This is a genomic window from Marisediminicola senii, from assembly GCF_011057645.1.
Taxonomy (GTDB): domain Bacteria; phylum Actinomycetota; class Actinomycetes; order Actinomycetales; family Microbacteriaceae; genus Marisediminicola; species Marisediminicola senii.
Window position 1 is genome coordinate 1 of record NZ_JAALGE010000057.1, and the last position, 15,584, is coordinate 15,584.

Annotated in this window: 17 protein-coding genes; 5 read left to right on the forward strand and 12 right to left on the reverse strand. The window is 69.7% G+C overall.

Annotated elements, in window-relative coordinates; translation table 11 throughout:
• The 4 genes from G5S38_RS13810 to G5S38_RS13825 form a co-directional block, all read right to left on the reverse strand.
• Positions 1 to 1,079: glycosyltransferase family 39 protein (locus G5S38_RS13810; protein WP_165069778.1), on the reverse strand; the 1,079-nt coding region annotated here is incomplete at its 3' end.
• 5 nt (positions 1,080 to 1,084) lie between these two features.
• Positions 1,085 to 2,524: a glycosyltransferase family 4 protein gene (locus G5S38_RS13815; RefSeq protein WP_165069782.1), complete on the reverse strand. Its 1,440-nt coding sequence runs from the start codon at positions 2,522 to 2,524 to the stop codon at positions 1,085 to 1,087.
• The gene (locus G5S38_RS13820; RefSeq protein WP_165069785.1) at positions 2,514 to 3,290 is read right to left on the reverse strand and encodes a glycosyltransferase; all 777 of its coding nucleotides are present in this window, start codon (positions 3,288 to 3,290) and stop codon (positions 2,514 to 2,516) included. Before G5S38_RS13820 ends, G5S38_RS13815 begins: the two co-directional genes overlap by 11 nt.
• A gap of 300 nt (positions 3,291 to 3,590) precedes the next feature.
• A complete protein-coding gene (locus G5S38_RS13825) occupies positions 3,591 to 4,805 on the reverse strand; it encodes a hypothetical protein (RefSeq protein ID WP_165069788.1) in 1,215 nt (404 codons plus the stop codon).
• A gap of 455 nt (positions 4,806 to 5,260) precedes the next feature.
• On the opposite strand from G5S38_RS13825, the gene G5S38_RS13830 reads away from it, so the two are divergent.
• Both G5S38_RS13830 and G5S38_RS13835 read left to right on the forward strand, forming a co-directional pair.
• Entirely contained in the window at positions 5,261 to 5,698 is a 438-nt protein-coding gene (locus G5S38_RS13830; protein ID WP_165069791.1) for a MarR family winged helix-turn-helix transcriptional regulator, read from the forward strand.
• Positions 5,695 to 7,074: a cryptochrome/photolyase family protein gene (locus G5S38_RS13835; protein WP_165069794.1), complete on the forward strand. Its 1,380-nt coding sequence runs from the start codon at positions 5,695 to 5,697 to the stop codon at positions 7,072 to 7,074. Before G5S38_RS13830 ends, G5S38_RS13835 begins: the two co-directional genes overlap by 4 nt.
• An 8-nt stretch (positions 7,075 to 7,082) precedes the next feature.
• On the opposite strand, the gene G5S38_RS13840 is transcribed toward G5S38_RS13835, so the two are convergent.
• From G5S38_RS13840 to G5S38_RS13850, 3 genes are all read right to left on the reverse strand, one after another.
• Entirely contained in the window at positions 7,083 to 7,874 is a 792-nt protein-coding gene (locus tag G5S38_RS13840; protein WP_165069797.1) for a pseudouridine-5'-phosphate glycosidase, read from the reverse strand.
• 144 nt (positions 7,875 to 8,018) lie between these two features.
• On the reverse strand, positions 8,019 to 8,489 hold the full coding sequence (gene sufU, locus G5S38_RS13845; protein ID WP_165069799.1) for a Fe-S cluster assembly sulfur transfer protein SufU: 471 nt from the start codon (positions 8,487 to 8,489) through the stop codon (positions 8,019 to 8,021).
• Positions 8,486 to 9,787 (reverse strand): SufS family cysteine desulfurase, encoded by a 1,302-nt coding sequence (locus G5S38_RS13850; protein ID WP_407943853.1) that lies wholly within the window; start codon positions 9,785 to 9,787, stop codon positions 8,486 to 8,488. Before G5S38_RS13850 ends, sufU begins: the two co-directional genes overlap by 4 nt.
• Positions 9,788 to 10,169: 382 nt before the next feature.
• On the opposite strand from G5S38_RS13850, the gene G5S38_RS13855 reads away from it, so the two are divergent.
• The 3 genes from G5S38_RS13855 to G5S38_RS13865 all read left to right on the forward strand — a co-directional run bounded on the left by G5S38_RS13855 (position 10,170) and on the right by G5S38_RS13865 (position 12,325).
• Positions 10,170 to 10,970: a DUF2382 domain-containing protein gene (locus G5S38_RS13855; protein ID WP_165069802.1), complete on the forward strand. Its 801-nt coding sequence runs from the start codon at positions 10,170 to 10,172 to the stop codon at positions 10,968 to 10,970.
• A gap of 78 nt (positions 10,971 to 11,048) precedes the next feature.
• A complete protein-coding gene (locus G5S38_RS13860) occupies positions 11,049 to 11,798 on the forward strand; it encodes a mechanosensitive ion channel family protein (protein ID WP_165069805.1) in 750 nt (249 codons plus the stop codon).
• Positions 11,799 to 11,863: 65 nt separating this feature from the next.
• Complete coding sequence (locus tag G5S38_RS13865) at positions 11,864 to 12,325, forward strand: DUF2382 domain-containing protein (protein WP_165069808.1); 462 nt, start codon at positions 11,864 to 11,866, stop codon at positions 12,323 to 12,325.
• 9 nt (positions 12,326 to 12,334) lie between these two features.
• On the opposite strand, the gene G5S38_RS13870 is transcribed toward G5S38_RS13865, so the two are convergent.
• The 5 genes from G5S38_RS13870 to G5S38_RS13890 all read right to left on the reverse strand — a co-directional run.
• Positions 12,335 to 12,670, reverse strand: a complete 336-nt coding sequence (locus tag G5S38_RS13870; protein WP_165069811.1) for a hypothetical protein — start codon at positions 12,668 to 12,670, stop codon at positions 12,335 to 12,337.
• Entirely contained in the window at positions 12,667 to 13,287 is a 621-nt protein-coding gene (locus tag G5S38_RS13875) for a hypothetical protein (RefSeq protein ID WP_165069813.1), read from the reverse strand. Before G5S38_RS13875 ends, G5S38_RS13870 begins: the two co-directional genes overlap by 4 nt.
• The gene (locus G5S38_RS13880) at positions 13,284 to 13,844 is read right to left on the reverse strand and encodes an RNA polymerase sigma factor (protein ID WP_165069816.1); all 561 of its coding nucleotides are present in this window, start codon (positions 13,842 to 13,844) and stop codon (positions 13,284 to 13,286) included. Before G5S38_RS13880 ends, G5S38_RS13875 begins: the two co-directional genes overlap by 4 nt.
• A gap of 114 nt (positions 13,845 to 13,958) precedes the next feature.
• A complete protein-coding gene (locus G5S38_RS13885; protein WP_165069819.1) occupies positions 13,959 to 14,483 on the reverse strand; it encodes a flavodoxin family protein in 525 nt (174 codons plus the stop codon).
• 3 nt (positions 14,484 to 14,486) lie between these two features.
• Positions 14,487 to 15,584 (reverse strand): bactofilin family protein (locus tag G5S38_RS13890; protein WP_165069834.1); only part of this gene is annotated, 1,098 nt, incomplete at its 5' end.

The window sequence follows — 15,584 nt, forward strand, 5'->3', positions numbered from 1 at the left end:
ACCGCGCCCGCGTACCCGACGTCCCCGCAGGCGCACACGGCCCAGAGGGCGATGATCTTCGCGGCGGCTGCGGCGTCCGGCGACAGCGCGGTGATGGCGGGGCGGTGGCGCAGCACGCCCCACAGCAGCAGCACGGCGCAGCCGCCGCCGATGGCGAGGATGGCGTAGGTCGCGCCGAGTTCCGCGATGTTCGGCACGAGGCGATCCCAGAACGACCCGTGGGATCCCTCGGCCTTGAAGCCGGTCGTCTGCCGCGTGCCGAGGAGCCGGAACAGTCCGTCAGTGCGCATATGCCACCACAGGTCGAAGCCGGCCCAGGAGACCATGGCGACGTTGACCATGCCGTAGCCGGCGAGCGTGCCGGCGACGGCGACCAGCGGGGGGCGCCTCGATCCGCGAGGGGAGGTGAGCGCGACCAGCACGAGTGTCGCCAGCACGACGAGGCCGAAGGTCTCCTTGGTGCCGAAGGTCAGGGCACCGGCGACGGCGGTCAGCGCCGTCCATCGCCATTGCGACGCGCCGACGGCGGTTGCAGCGCGGATGGCCGCGGCGATGGTGAGCACGGCGAACAGCTGGGCGAGGGCCTCGAGCATGACCCGGCTGTCGAAGCTGATGATGAACGGATCGAGCGCGACGAGGGCGGCGGCGAAGAACGCGGCCTTGCGCAGCCCCGCGCGGTGCAGGGTGAGGTAGAGCACGGCGACGGTCAGCGCGCCGACGACGGCGACGAACGGTCGCAGCCCGGTGACGAGCGCGAGCACGTCGTTCGTGCCGAGCAGGTTCGCGGGGCCGGCGAAGAAGAGCAGCGCCAGGGGTGGGTGCAGCACGAACGGCAGGCCGTGCAGCAGCGGCCCCGCGGCGAGGGTGGTGTCGCGGGCGATCGCGGCGTAGGTCGCCTCGTCGATGAAGAGGTCGTACGAGGTCGTGACGTTGAGCAGGCGCAGGACGGCGGCGACGACGGCGAAAGCGAGCGCCGTCAGGTACGCGGTACGCCGGGTTCGGTTCGTTCCGCCGGCGATGCGACGGCCGCGGGCGGGGTGGTGTGCGGTGCGGGATCTCTCAGGCCGGGGAAGGGTCACCGCGCTCATCGACTGGCCAGGTGCCCGCTGGTCGCGGGACGGCGCAGGCTCAGGTAGTCGCGGGTTCGTGCGACCCGCACGGTGACGTGCTCACGGCCCAGCGAGCCGGTGCCGAAGCCGAGGTCTTCGAGCAGCTCCTCGGCGGCGAACACGTCGGTGTCGAGGCAGAGGATGCGGGTCATGTCGCCGTCGTGCTCCCACAGATCGGAGAGCCGCAGGTGCTGCGTCCAGTCGGCGGGCAGCAGGTCGGCGGGAGCGGTGATGAGTGTGGCGGTGTCGGAGAGTGGCCGGGCATCGTCGTGGTCGCTGTCGAGGCGGTCCTGTTCGCAGTCGAGGGCGACCTGGATGCGGTCGGCCATCGATTCCCAGGTGAACGACGACGCCCAGTCGCGGGCGTTGGCGGCGTAGCGCGCCGCCACGTCGGCGTCCCTCAGTTCGTCGAGGCGGTCGGCGATGGCGGCAGCGAGGTCGGCGCCCTCGTCGAGGAGCCACCCCGTCTCGCCGTCGAGGATGGAGTCGCGGAGGCCGCGTCGTCGGTAGGCGAGCACGGGAACGCCCTGCGCGTTGGCTTCGACGACGGAGAGTCCCCAGCCTTCGCCCTGGGATGCGTTGACCGACATCCACGCTCCGGCGAGGGCGTGGTCGCGGGCCGCGTCGTCGAGGTCGCCCCGGATGTCGACGGCGTGCGCGACTCCGAGGGATTCGGCGAGGGCGATGAGCGCGTCACGCTCCGGACCTCTCCCGATGAACGTCATGGTCAGGTCGGGGTGCCGCGCGAGCACGGCGGGGAGGGCGGAGACGACGAGGGCGACGTGCTTGTGGTGCACCAGGCGCCCGACGGTGACGATCGACGGGCGCGCGGATCGCTCGACGCCGGTGACCGGCGTGACGGAGAGGCCGGGGGGCGCGACCCACAGGCTGCCGCGCAGGCCGAGGCGACGCCGGGCGTCGGTCCTGGTGGACGGCGACACGGCGACGACGGCGCGGCGGCCGTAGACGTGACGGCTGGCGGTGCTCTCCAGAAAGCGCCCGAGCGCGGCGACGGGGGCAGGGAAGTATCCTGCGAACTGCTCCTGGTGAACGTGGTGCAGGAGCATCACGGCGGGAGTGCCGGCCGGCACGGCCAGTGGGGTGAAGAAGGGGATGCCGTTCTGCGAGTCGATGACGGCGCCGACCTGGCGGCGGTGCCGCAGCAACCACCACAGCGCGTGTGCGTAGACCGTGAACCGGCCACCGCCACGCACGATCGTGTAGCCGTCGCGACGTTCGACGCGCGGGCGGCCGTCGACGGCGGCCGCGAGCAGCACGACGTCGCGACCGCGCTCGGCGTAGCGCACCGCGAGTTCCTGGCAGACGAGCTCAGCTCCGCCCGCTTCCGGGTGGTCGAGGTCACGCCAGTTGGTGATGACGAGGGAGCCGGCCGCGCGGTCCCGCTCAGGCGACACGGGAGAGTCCCCGCGTCATGGAGTGCACGCGGGCGATCTCGCGGAACGAGGCGATGCCGTGCTTCACGGGGGCGAACGACGATCCCGTGCTGTCGGTCCAGGTGATCGGCAGTTCCATCAGGCTGAGGTTCGCGGCCCTTGCGCGGGCGAGGATCTCGACGTCGAAGGCGAAGCCGTCGATGCGCGATTCGGCGAACAGGTCGCCCGCGACTTCGCGGCGGAACATCTTCATGCCGCACTGGGTGTCGCTGAGGGGCCCGACGATGGTGCGGGCGAGGAGGTTGAAGACCCGGCTGCCGACGCGACGCACGAGAGGCTGGGCCACCGCGTAGCGTCCGCCGAGCGCGCGGCGCGACCCGACGACGCCGTCCCAGCCGTGCTCGAGCAGGGCGAGGCCGGTGGCGAGCACCTTGGGCGGCACCGAGGTGTCGGCGTCGACGTAGGCGATGTACGGGGCGGTCGCGTGGGCGACACCGGCACGCACCGCGGCGCCCTTGCCCGGCGTGCGGCAGTTGACGATGTCGATGCGCACACCGTGCCGACGAACGCGGTCGACCGCCTCGACGGTCGAGTCGACGCTGTTGTTGTCGACGACGAGGATGCGGATTCGTCCCGGCTGCGCGGAGAACTGCCGGCACAGTGCTTCGAGGGCCTCGCCGATGCGGAGCTCCTCGTTGTAGGCCGGGATGATGACGTCGAGGTCGGCTACCGCGGGAACGGCCGACGACAGGATGTCGACGGGCGCGAGGCGGCTCGTGCGGAGCATGGCGCTGGCACGCTGCGGCTTGAGAACACGGCGTGTGCGGATGGTGCGACTGGACCGTGGGGTGCGGTCCAGGCGCGGTTGAACAGACTCATCGGGCATGAGTAAAATCTCCTGTGATTGGAGGCGCGCTTTCGGGTCGCACCGTCACCAATATGGGAATGCACACCATCGGGCTACCAACGTGGGGGACGCCAGTACACGTTCGACTGTATGGCATGCTTCTACGCCAAGTACAGGAACCAACTGTTCCGACCCCCCTAACTGGGGTGATCGGACGTTTCGATCCTATGCCCTCTCCCGTCAGTGCGGAAAGGCCTCCCCGAGATCCGCCGGGGTGATGTCCCCGTCGGTGCCGTCGGGCATCCAGGTGATGCGCCGCAGGCCGAGGCGGTCCACCTGCTCCTGCACCCGCGCGAGCGCCGCGGGCCCGCCCCCACCCGTGTTCTCGCCACTGAGCGGCATGCCCATGGGACGGGTGATGGTGGCGAGGTACTCGACCGGTGCGAGGTCCCGGGGCCCGGTGCCGTACGACGGGGCGTCGACCCAGGTGCTCACCGCGGTGAGGTCGAGGCCGAGGCCGTCGAGTGCCCGTACCTGGCGGGGCCAATCGATGCCGCCGGCGAGGTCGTCACCGGTGGTGACGATCGCGTTCGTCGAGAGGCGGGCCTCCGTCATCCGGTCGATGTCCCCGGGGCGGATGCCCCAGCCGGGCAGTAGCACATCGATGGGGGCCGCGGGGAATGCGGCGTTCACGGTCTGGGTGAGCCAGACCGCGTAGTCGCTCACCGATGACAGGTAGAACTCGAGCCACTCGGCCGCCTGCTCGGTCGTTCCGGTGCCGGGACGCCAGGTCGGGTTGGGTGACGCGGCGAGCGCGCCGGCGCCGAATGCCCACAGGCTGTCGGTGCGGCCCGCCGCGTTGGCCGGGGGCAGGCGAATCTCGCCCGAGAGCAGCCCTCCGACCCGCACGCGGTCGACCACGCCGGTGAAGTCTCTCGCCACCTGCGCGACGTAGGCACCCTGGGCCGCGCGCACGGCGGGGTTCCAGACCCCGTCGACGGGGTCGGTGCCGGTGCCCCCGCGCCACTGGTCGCCGTGCTGGTTGACGAAGCGGGTCTCCCCCGGCAGGCCGCGCGCCCACGACGGCGGGTACTGCAGGCCGAGGTCGAGCACGACCTCGAGGCCCGCGTCGGCATAGGCCTCGGCCTCCGCCACGCGCTGCGCGACGTAGGAGCTGCTCGTCCTCGACTGCGACGGCTGGTATTCGTCCCAACCCAATTCGAGCGTGACGACGTCGACGCCGACCGCCGCATAGCTGGCGGCCTCCCCCGCGCGCGGCTGCAGCAGCTGCACCTGGACCGGGGTGCTGGTGACCGACGGCTGCGCGGTGGACGCTCCCCCCGGCCCGCCCTCGACCGACGACTCGGAGCCGGCCTGCGCGCTGATCACCGCGCCGACGCCGATGGCACCGACCACGATGATGACGCCCGCGACGAGGAGTCGACGTGCATGCATTGCTCCCCCTTCATGAGCGCCTTACTCACACGTGCGGTACGGCACCCCCGGGACTGGAGGTGGATAGTGCGGTCGTCGCGGCGGCTTCCCCCATGAAATCCGTTCACACCCGACCCGGTGCTACTCGGCTCGACGGTATCCGATCGGTTCGGGAGCGGCAAGGCGACCGACCCGACCGGCAGCCCCTTCACACCTGACGAATCATCCATAAAAAATAACGGATTGATAACTAGCATTCGTTACCTCGCCGTTATATGTTTATCGGGCTGAAGTTGTTTGCTGTGGCAACGGAGGCGGAATGTGATTGCAGGACACTCTTGGTGCAAGGGAGAGGGTCGGCTTCTGCCTCTGAAGCCGACCCTCAATCCTGTACAGCGAATCCTGTTTAATCCGCAACATTCATATAGGTGGGTAGCACCGCACTCCGTAGAGTGGCAAGGTGCACAAGGATTCCCATGACTGATAAGCGAATAGCAGTATCGGCGTGGGAATCGCTGTTCCGGGCGCAGGTCGCCGTGATGCGTCATCTCAACACCGAATTTCCGTCGGGTGAGTTGTCGTTCAACGAGTACGACGTGCTGCTCAACCTCTCACAGCACGACAACCGGCTGCGCATCAAGGACCTGAACCGCTACCTGCTGCTCACGCAGCCGAGCGTCAGCCGTCTCATCGACCGCCTCACCGCGCGCGGCATCGTGACGAAGTCCATCGACTCGAACGACGCGCGCGGCATCATCGTCGAGACCACGCAGCGCGGCGTCGACGTGTTCCGCCGCGTCGCGCTGATCCACGTCGACTCGATCGTGACCCACGTCGGAGCGGTGCTCGACGACGACGAACTCGCGCAGCTCTCGATGCTGACCGACAAGTTGCGGCAGGGCATCGACGCGTGAGTGATGTGAGCCTCGTCTGGCTCCGCGACGACCTGCGGCTGACAGACAATCCGGCACTGCACGCCGCCATCGAGCGGGGAGGCCCGGTCGTGGTGGCCTACCTGCACGACGAGGAGAGCGACGGCGTGCGCGCGATCGGGGGCGCGGCGCGCTGGTGGCTGCACCACAGCCTGACCGCGCTGGCTGCGGACCTCGAGAAGCGCGGCAGCTACCTGGTGCTGCGACGCGGCGCCGCGGCATCCGAGATCCCGCGACTGGCGAAGGAGACCGGCGCGACGGCCGTGCTGTGGAACCGCCGCTACGGGGCCACCCGCGAGATCGACGCGGCACTCAAGACCTCGCTGCGCGACGACGGGCTCGAGGTGCAGAGCTTTCACGCGAACCTGCTGAACGAGCCGTGGACCGTGACCACCGCCGATGGGCGCCCGTTCCGCGTCTTCACCCCGTTCTACAAGGCCTGCCTCGCGAAGGGCGAGCCGCGGCATCCATTCGACGCCCCGAAAACCGTCGACGGTCCGACCGCACCCGACAGCGACGCGCTCGCCGACTGGCAGCTGCTGCCGACCGGGTTCGACTGGACGGCCGGCCTTCACGAGACGTGGGAGCCCGGCGAGGCGGCGGCGATCCGCCAGCTCGAGGAGTTCGCCGAGAACGACATCGAGGACTATTCGGCACACCGGGACGAGCCGGGGGTGGATGCCACCTCCCGCCTGTCACCACGCCTGCGCTGGGGTGAGCTCAGCCCGTTCCAGATCTGGGACACCGTCACCCGCGTGGCGACCTCGCCCGCCGGACGCAAGAACGGCTCGTCGTTCCTGCGCGAGGTGGTCTGGCGTGACTTCAACTACAACATCCTGTTCCACCAGACCGACCTCGCGACGAAGAACTTCAGGCCGGAGTTCGACGAGTTCCCGTGGGAGGAGCCCGACCCCGAGCAGTTGACGGCGTGGCAGACCGGGCACACCGGCATTCCGCTGGTCGACGCGGGTATGCGTGAGCTGTGGCACACCGGCGTGATGCACAACCGCATCCGCATGGTCACCGCGAGCTTTCTGATCAAGAACATGCTCATCGACTGGCGCATCGGCGAGCAGTGGTTCTGGGACTGCCTGGTCGACGCCGATGAGGCGAACAACCCGGCGAACTGGCAGTGGGTCGCAGGATCCGGCGCGGATGCCGCCCCGTACTTCCGTATCTTCAACCCCGTGCTGCAGGCCGACAAGTTCGACAAGCACCGCGACTATCAGCGCCGCTGGGTGCCTGAGCTCGACACCCCGGAGTACCCGGAGCCGATCGTCGACCTCAAGGCGTCCCGCCGGGAGGCCCTCGATGCCTACGAGGCCGTCAAGCGGGAGGCCGACCGCCGACGACAGTGACCGCGCGGTCAGGCACCCTCTCTCGTCGACCAGGCCGTGGCGATGGATGCCGCCACCCGCACGGTATTGCGGGCGAGGTCGAGGTCGGCCGGGTTCGACTGCTGGTCGCGCGACACCGGGGCGACGACGACGATGCCCTGCTCGTGCCCGAGGTGGTCGTGCGCCCGCATGATCGCGACCACCTGCTCCGGCGAGTCGACCGACCATTCCAGCGCGCTGTCGGAGTCGCCCACCCAGAACCGGGGGAACACCCGCGTGCGGTAGCCGACCACGGGAACGCTCAGCGCCTCGAGGCGCCCGAGGGTGGCCGCGAGGTCGAAAATCGACGGGATTCCCGGGCTGACGACGGTGATCGGGGTGCGGGCCAGCGTGCCGAGGTCGGGCGATTCGACGAGGGTGCCTGCGGGACCGCGATGTACCCCGCCGAGCCCGCCGGCGGCGAGAACCCTGATGCCGGCCATCGCCGCGAGGTGCGCGGTCGCGGCGACCGCGGTGGCCGCGGATGCCCCGGTCGCCGCGAGCATCGCGAGGTCGCGCACGCTCGCCGTTGCGACGGTGTCGTCGGCGATGCGGGCGTGCCCGGCGTCGTCGAGGCCGATGCGCGCGACGCCGTCGACCACGGCGACAGTGGCCGGGGTGACGCCCTCGTCGCGCAGGATCCGCTCGAACTCGAGCGCCGCCGCGTGGTGTCGGGGGCGCGACAAGCCGTGCGCGATGCCCGTGGAGTCGAGGGCAACGACGGGGCGCGCGTCGGCGAGCGCGGAGATGACCTCGTCGGAGATGAGGAAGGGGGGTCTCATGATGCTCAATCTAGGGCGCGCGTGCGCGTTCGAGGGCGTGGAGCATCCACCATGGTGCACTTTTTCTTCGCCAGCGCACTTTTTCTGCGCGAGGAGGGCTGCCGCGGGCACCGGGACCGCGAGTCTCGGCCCGCGCGAGGCCCGCTACGCGTCGGCGGTCGCCGCGGGGCCGGCGGGCAGCGCGTCGAGGCACTTCTCGAGGGCGACCCAGGCGAGCATGGCGCACTTGACGCGCATCACGTACTTCGAGGTTCCGTGGAACACGACGGCGTCGCCGAGCGCGCTGTCGTCGGGCTCTCCGCGGCCGCGCGAGTGCATCATCGTGCGGAACTCGTCGATGAGCGGGCGTAGGTCGGTGCCGGGCCGGTCGGCGGCGAGCTCGGCGAGGATCGACGCCGATGCCATCGAGATGCTGCAGCCGTTGCCGTGCCAGGCGAGTTCGCCCACGGCGCCCGTCGCCGCACCCGCGGTGACCTGAAGGGTAATCTCGTCGCCGCAGGTCGGGTTGAGCTCGTGGTGCGAGGCGTCGGCGGCCTCGAGGGTGCGCTGGCCGACGCGGCGGCGCGAGTGATCGAGGATCAGCTCCTGGTACATGGCCGAGAGGTCGTCGCTCATCGCGCACCGAAGTACGCGCGCACGCCGGAGACGGCGTCGAGCATGCGATCGACCTCGTCGGTCGTGGAATAGAGGTAGAGGCTCGCGCGGGTGGTGGCGGTGAGGCCGAGGCGGCGGTGCAGGGGCTGCGCGCAGTGGTGCCCCACTCGCACCGCGATGCCGCGGGCGTCGAGCAGCTGGCCGACGTCGTGCGCGTGTACCCCGGCGACGTCGAACGCGGCGATGCCGGTGCGCTGCTCTCCGACGCGGGGACCGACCAGCCGGATGCCGGGCATGCCGGTGAGCCCGTCGACCATGCGCGTCGTGAGCTCATGCTCGCGCGCCTCGATGCGGTCGAGGCCGACCCGGTCGAGGTAGCGCACCGCCTCGGCGAGCGCGACGGCCTGCGACACCGGCTGGGTGCCCGCCTCGAAGCGCTGCGGCGCGGGCAGGAACTCGGCGGACTCCATCGTGACCGTGCTGATCATCGACCCTCCGGTGCGGAACGGCGGCAGAGCGTCGAGTAGCGGCTGGCGGCCGTAGAGCACGCCGATCCCGGTGGGGCCGAGCATCTTGTGGCTCGAGAACGCGGCGAAGTCGACCCCGAGCGCGCCCAGGTCGAGGGGTCGGTGCGGGGCGGACTGGCAGGCGTCGAGCACGGTGATCGCGCCGAGCTCCTTCGCGGCGGCGACGAGCTGCGCGACGGGGGCGGTGTATCCGGTGACGTTCGACACGTGGGCGACGGCGATGATGCGGGTTCGCGGGGTGAGCACCGCCGCGGCATCCACCATGGTCCACACGCCGTCGTCGTCGACAGGCACGAAGCGCAGGGTGGCGCCGGTTGCCGCGGCGACCTGCTGCCACGGGATGAGGTTGGCGTGGTGCTCGGCCTCGGTCACCACGATCTCGTCGCCGGGTCGCAGCGCGAGCCGCTCGTCGGGCACCGCGCCCGGGCGGTTCGCGGCCGTGAAAGCGTGCGCGACGAGGTTGAGGGCGTCGGTGGCGTTGGCTGTCCACACCACCTCGTCGTCCCCCGCGCCGATGAACTGGGCGACCGTGTGGCGGGCATCTTCGAAGGCCTCGGTCGCATCGCCCGCGAGGGTGTGCGCACCGCGGTGCACCGCGGCGTTGCTCTCGAGCAGAAAGGCGCGCTCGCGGTCGAGCACCGCGAGGGGGCGCTGTGCGGTCGCCCCCGAGTCGAGATAGGCGAGTGGATGCCCGTTCACGCGCGCGTCGAGTGCGGGAAAGTCAGACCGGATCGCGGCGACCTCGGCATCGGTCAGCGCCACGGTGGTGTCGGAGAGCGTCATCGGGGCCATGTCTTCCTTGCGAGGTGGAGCGCCGGGCGGTGCGGGGCACCCATGCGGGAACCTGCGGAATGCCCGCAATATTTCCCCGGCACGGGGAGCGGAATGCCGGCGAGCGTGCCACGGAGCATCCTCCTCCAGAATCCCACAGAAAGATTCCGGCGATTCTCGTGACACTTCGACCGCCAGCCGCGTCTATTGAGAGAACCCGACCACGCTGCGCGCCCGCATTCCGATGCATCCAAGCGCAGCGTCTCTGGCGTGCCCGCACGCTCGAGCAGTCGAGCGTGCCCGCACGCTCGAGCGGTCGACGTCGCGTCACCCGCAGCACCCCCTCCCACCCCGCCTCACCAGCGCCCCGGCAGTCGACGGAGCGCGCAATCCAAGGAGCATCATGATTGATTCGAGTAGCGTTCCCACCCTGTTCGGCGCCGACGTCGTCGACCCGACCGGCGACAAGGTCGGCAGCGTCGGACAGGTATACCTGGACTCCGACACCGAGCAGCCGACCTGGGTCACCGTCAAGACCGGCCTCTTCGGCAACTCCGAGTCGTTCGTCCCGGTGAGCGATGCCGACCTGACGGACGGTGCCGTGCGCGTGTCGTTCGAGAAGTCCTTCATCAGGGACGCCCCGCGCGTCGACGACGACGGAACCCTCAGCCCCGAAGACGAGAAGACCCTCTTCGCCTATTACGGCGGCGCCGCACGCGGCTCCCACGGTGACCCAGCAGACACCGGACTGTTCGACCAGGATGCGGATACCGCATCCGACCAGTCGACGACGGGCCACGACGTGTCCGGCACCACGACCGACGACGCGATGACCCGCTCGGAGGAGCGCCTCCACGTGGCGACCGAGACGGTCGAGACGGGCCGCGCGCGGCTCCGCAAGTACGTCGTCACCGAGCAGCAGTCGGTGACCGTGCCGGTCAGCCACGAAGAGGTCACCCTGAAGCGTGAGCCCATCACCGAGGCGAACATCGGCGACGCGACCGACGGGCCCTCGATCAGCGAGGAGGAACACGAACTCGTCCTCACCGGTGAGCGTGTGGTCACCAGCAAGGAGACCGTTCCCGTCGAGCGTGTACGCCTCGACACCGAGACCGTCACCGAGCAGGAGACCGTGACCGACGAAGTGCGCAAGGAGGAGATCGAACTCGTCGATCCCGACACGAACACCCGCACCAGGAACTGACCCCTCTCACTGCTGGTCGGTCACCCACGGTGTGGGTGACCGACCAGCGTTCCATCACCACCGAAAGGCACCACCACCATGGATAACATCCCCGTCGTACTGCAGACCGGACTGGCGTCGCTCATCGACTTCGTTCCCAAGGCGCTTCTGTTCCTGCTCATCCTGATCGTCGGCCTGATCGTCGCCAAGGTGCTGTCCAAGGCCCTCGGGAAGCTCCTCGAGAAGGTCGGCTTCGACCGCGTCGTGGAACGCGGCGGCGTCAAGAAGGCCCTCGCGAACTCGAAGCTCGACGCCTCGGACATCATCGCCAAGATCCTCTACTACACGCTCGTGCTCTTCGTGCTGCAGTTCGCGTTCGGGGTCTTCGGACAGAACCCCGTCAGCGACCTGCTCGCCGGAATCATCGCCTTCCTGCCGAAGGTCATCGTGGCCATCGTCATCATCGTGGTCGCCGCGGCGATCGCCGCGGGCGCGAAGGGACTGATCCAGAACACCCTCGGCGGCCTGTCGTACGGCAAGGTCATCGCGAACGTGGCGAGCATCTTCATCCTGTTCCTCGGCGTCACCGCCGCACTGAACCAGATCGAGGTCGCCACGACGGTGACCACACCGGTGCTCATCACGGTTCTCGCGATCATCGCGGGCGTCATCATCGTCGGAGCCGGTGGTGGGTTGATCAAGCCCATGCAGGCACGCTGGGAGGGATACCTCAGCAAGGCGGAGGAAGAGGCGCCCAAGATCCAGCAGGAGGCCAGGAACGCTCCGAGCGTGACAGAGCAGGCCGCGAAGGCGAAGAACCACGCCACGCAGGCGGCTCGACGCTCCTAGCGGCACCACCGGTGCCGGCCTCCCCCCGAGGCCGGCACCGGTCCACGTCGAACCGGAAGGGCCCCATGGACTACCGAGAACCCGCCACGCCAGACCGCCCAGACGTCGTGCTGTCGGAGGAACGGCTGGTGCTGCGCACCGAGATAGCGCCGCGAGAGCGCGTCACCGTGCGAAAGGTCATCGTCGTCGAGGAGCGGACGATCACCGTGACCGTGCGCCGCGAGGAACTGCGCGTGACGCGAGAGTGGATCGACGGCGACGACGCCCCGCACGCGCCGACCGGCAGCGCGCCAACCGGCAGCGCGCCAACCGTCGGCATTGTCGCCGACGAGGGCACCACCCCCGTCGGACGAGCACACCTCGCCCAGCGCCCCGACCTCGTCATGGTGCTGCACGAGGAGCAGGCGACCGTCTCCCTCGCAGTGGTCCCCGTCGAGAGGGTGACCCTCGGCGCGACCTGGGTGGCTGCCGAACACACCGCCAGGGAGACTCTCCGCCACGAGCGAGTCGACCTGGCGGTGGACTAGCCGGACCCCTCAGCCGACCCGCCCGACGCTCACGCGAATCCTGCGCGGGACCGCGCTGCCGCTGTCTGCGAAGTAGGCGCGGAGCGCGTCGTGCGCGCGCCGACAGACCATCGACGCCGACTGGTCAGCTGCCACCCCGATGTTGGCCACGACCTCGGTTCCATCATCACCCTCCGTAACGGTGACGAGGTGCATGCCGACGGGGTCGTTGCGCACCGCCTCGACGACCGCCGTCACGATCGTCGAGACGATGTGCCTCGTGGGGTAGACCGTGTGCACACCGTCGACATTGCGGAGCAGCCGGGTCAGCTCGGTGGGGATGTCGTCGGGTGTTTCATCGTTCATCTGGCGCGCGCCTCGTCTCCGGTCAGGTCGGTGTCGCGCACCCGCACGATCACGCTCGACAGCGCCATGTCCACGTGAAGCGTGATGGCCCGCTCGACCCGCTCGCGCAGCTCCGCCGTGGCCCTGGCGATGTCGATGCCCTCGAATGTCGAGATCTCGACGGTGATGTCGACGGGCGCCCCCGGTGTCTCCACGTCGCCATCGAGCCTGCACCGCTCCACCAGCAGCCCCTCCATGTCATCACCGACTTCACGCACGATTGCGCGCACGGCACCCTCGGAGATCGACAGGTCGGCTCCCGGCACATCGTGACTGATCGGGATGTCTCGCCCGGCGTTCGCCTGCACGCCGATCTGGTCGAGGATCCGCTTGATCCAGTGGTCATTCCGGGGGGCGAACTGGTCGGCAGCGGCATCGGCATCGATGACGCGCGGCGCGACCATTCGCAACCGGGCCAGTGCCGCCAGTGCATTCTGCGCTGCGGGGGACGACTCAATGGCCTCGATACGTGGCGTGCGGCCACTGTCGAGATAGTCACTGAGCGACTCGACGGTGTGACCGTCGAGGTTTGCGGCGTCGAGGGGTGAGGTCGGGGAGGGCTCCGGCGTCTCGGTCATCGCCACGCCTCCATCTCTCGAACGAGGGTGCTTCTGCTCCGAGCGAGCAATCCCCTCACTGTAGACACCGGAAGATCGAGCTCGTCGGCTATCTGCTGGTAACCATACCCAGCGACCTCCCGCAGCGTCCAACAGCGTCGTTGATCCTCGGGGAGGCTGGAGAGCACCGCAGACAGCGCTTCGTCGAGGGAGGTCGCGTTCGCCGTCTCGGCCGGGCCATCGGATGGGTCTTCCACCTCGACGTTGTCTAGCGACTGTTGCTCTCGTCGGGTGCGGAGCAGGTCGATGCTCTTGCGCGTGACGATCGTGGTCAACCACGACCTCACAGAACCGAGGTTCTCCAGGTTTGGGAGGTCGCGCCACGCGGTGACGAACGTCTCCTGCACCACGTCCTCCGCATCGGTCGGGTTGACGATGCGCGCGGCATAGGCACTCATCAGCGAACCGTAACGGCGCATGAGGATCTCGAACGCGCGGATATCCCCGTCTGCCGCCCTGGTGGCGATCGTGCGGTCATCGGCATGGCCGAGCGAATCCCGCCCCGGAAGTGACACCATGCTGTGCCTAGCGCCGACCGCGACGGGAGCGCGGCCTCTGCGGCGCGTGGTCGGCACGGGACATGATTCGACCATAGTCACTTTCGCACCTGGCAGCCGCCACGACGGTACCGGTCAGGATCGGGTGACCCTCGCCGACCGCTCCGCGCTTGCGACGAGTGCTGCTGCCCATTCCGCGGCACGCTCGAGTTCGCCGTCGATGAGCGGACCCGCGTACCCGTCGACCCAGAACGAGACCGCGCCGTCACTGACGTCGAAACGCAGTGCGCGAAGCCGGTGCCGCGCAGCCCGTGCGGCCGACCCCGGAAGTCGCGGGGAATCCGCACGGGTGTCGAAGGTCGCCGCGGGCACCGCCGACGACATGCGCGGCAGGGCTGCCAGCCACTCGCGAATGCCCCTGGTCACCGTGCGCGGCGCGCCGTGCCGCTCCACCGCATCGGCTCGGGTCGCCGGCCGCGACATCGAGAACGCGTGGGTGGGTGCGCCGACCACCAGCAGGTCGATGCCGTCGATGGATGCCGGCGCACCCTCCGAATCGGTGATGACCACCGTCATCCGCTGCTCGAGCTGCCGCGCCACGGCCCGCGCGATGCTCTCGGTGTTTCCCCACAGTGACTCGTAGACGACGAGCGCGCGCATCGCTCACGCCCCCACGAGGGAGTCGTGCGGTGCGCGCTCCGGGGCGGGATGCGGTGCCGGCAGCGGGCGCCACGGCCGGCGACGGTAGAACTCGAGCAGCTGCGCCCCGATTCCGAAGCACACCATCGCGAGCCACACCAGAACGTTCAGCCACGGGATCTGCAGTGCGGTGATCAGCAGGAGGCCGCCGATGAGGGCGCGGAGGATCGGCGACTGCGTGCCGCGCAGCAGCAGCCGGCCGACGTAGTAGGAGGCGTAGACGAAGGAGGCGATGGTGAGGACCAGCCACACGGCGGCGCCGGCGAGTGCGAGGGGGGCGCCGATGATGGTGACGAGCAGGAACACGAAGACCACGGGAGCGGCGATGACGGCCACCGCCCCGACCAGCAGGGCCCGCCACGGAGTCGGAACGAGGTGGTCGGTCACCCGCTCGAGCAGGCGCGGAACGAGCAGCCCGGCGAGCACGGTGATCAGGCTGAGGGCGACGAGGGCGTAGAGCGCGCGCAGCAGCCACCCGAAGAACACCGCGATGGGAGAGACCTCGACCTCGGTGGGCTGCGGTGGGGCCATGCGGTCGACGGTTCCGGTCACCGTTCCCGTGATCGCGGCATCGCGGTCGCTGACGTAGGTGAGGTCACCCCCGATCGTGCCACCCACCGCCAGGCGCCCGACGCTCACCGCGACGTCGCGGCCGACATCGCCGCCGATGCGCACGGTCGCCGCGGCACCGACCAGGTCTTCGCCCACCGACCCCGTGATCGTCACGTTCTGCGCGAACACGGTGCCGCTGCGCCCGACGTCGCCGTCGATCACGACGTCCTGGCCCGCGAGCCGGATGTTGCCATCGACGGTGCCGGTGATGGTGATGGTCTGGGCGGCCGCGATCACGTCGCCCGAGACGTCACCGCTGACGACGACGCTCTGGCCGGCGGCGAACACGTCGCCGTCGACATCCTCCGAGATCTCGACGGAGGTGCCGCTGGCGAATCGCGCGCCGCTGCCGTCGTTGACGGCGGACGGCGCCGCGGCCGACGCACTCGACGCGGGTGCGACGCTCGCCGCGCTCGCCGCGCTCGCCGCGCTCGCCGCGACGGCCGCGCT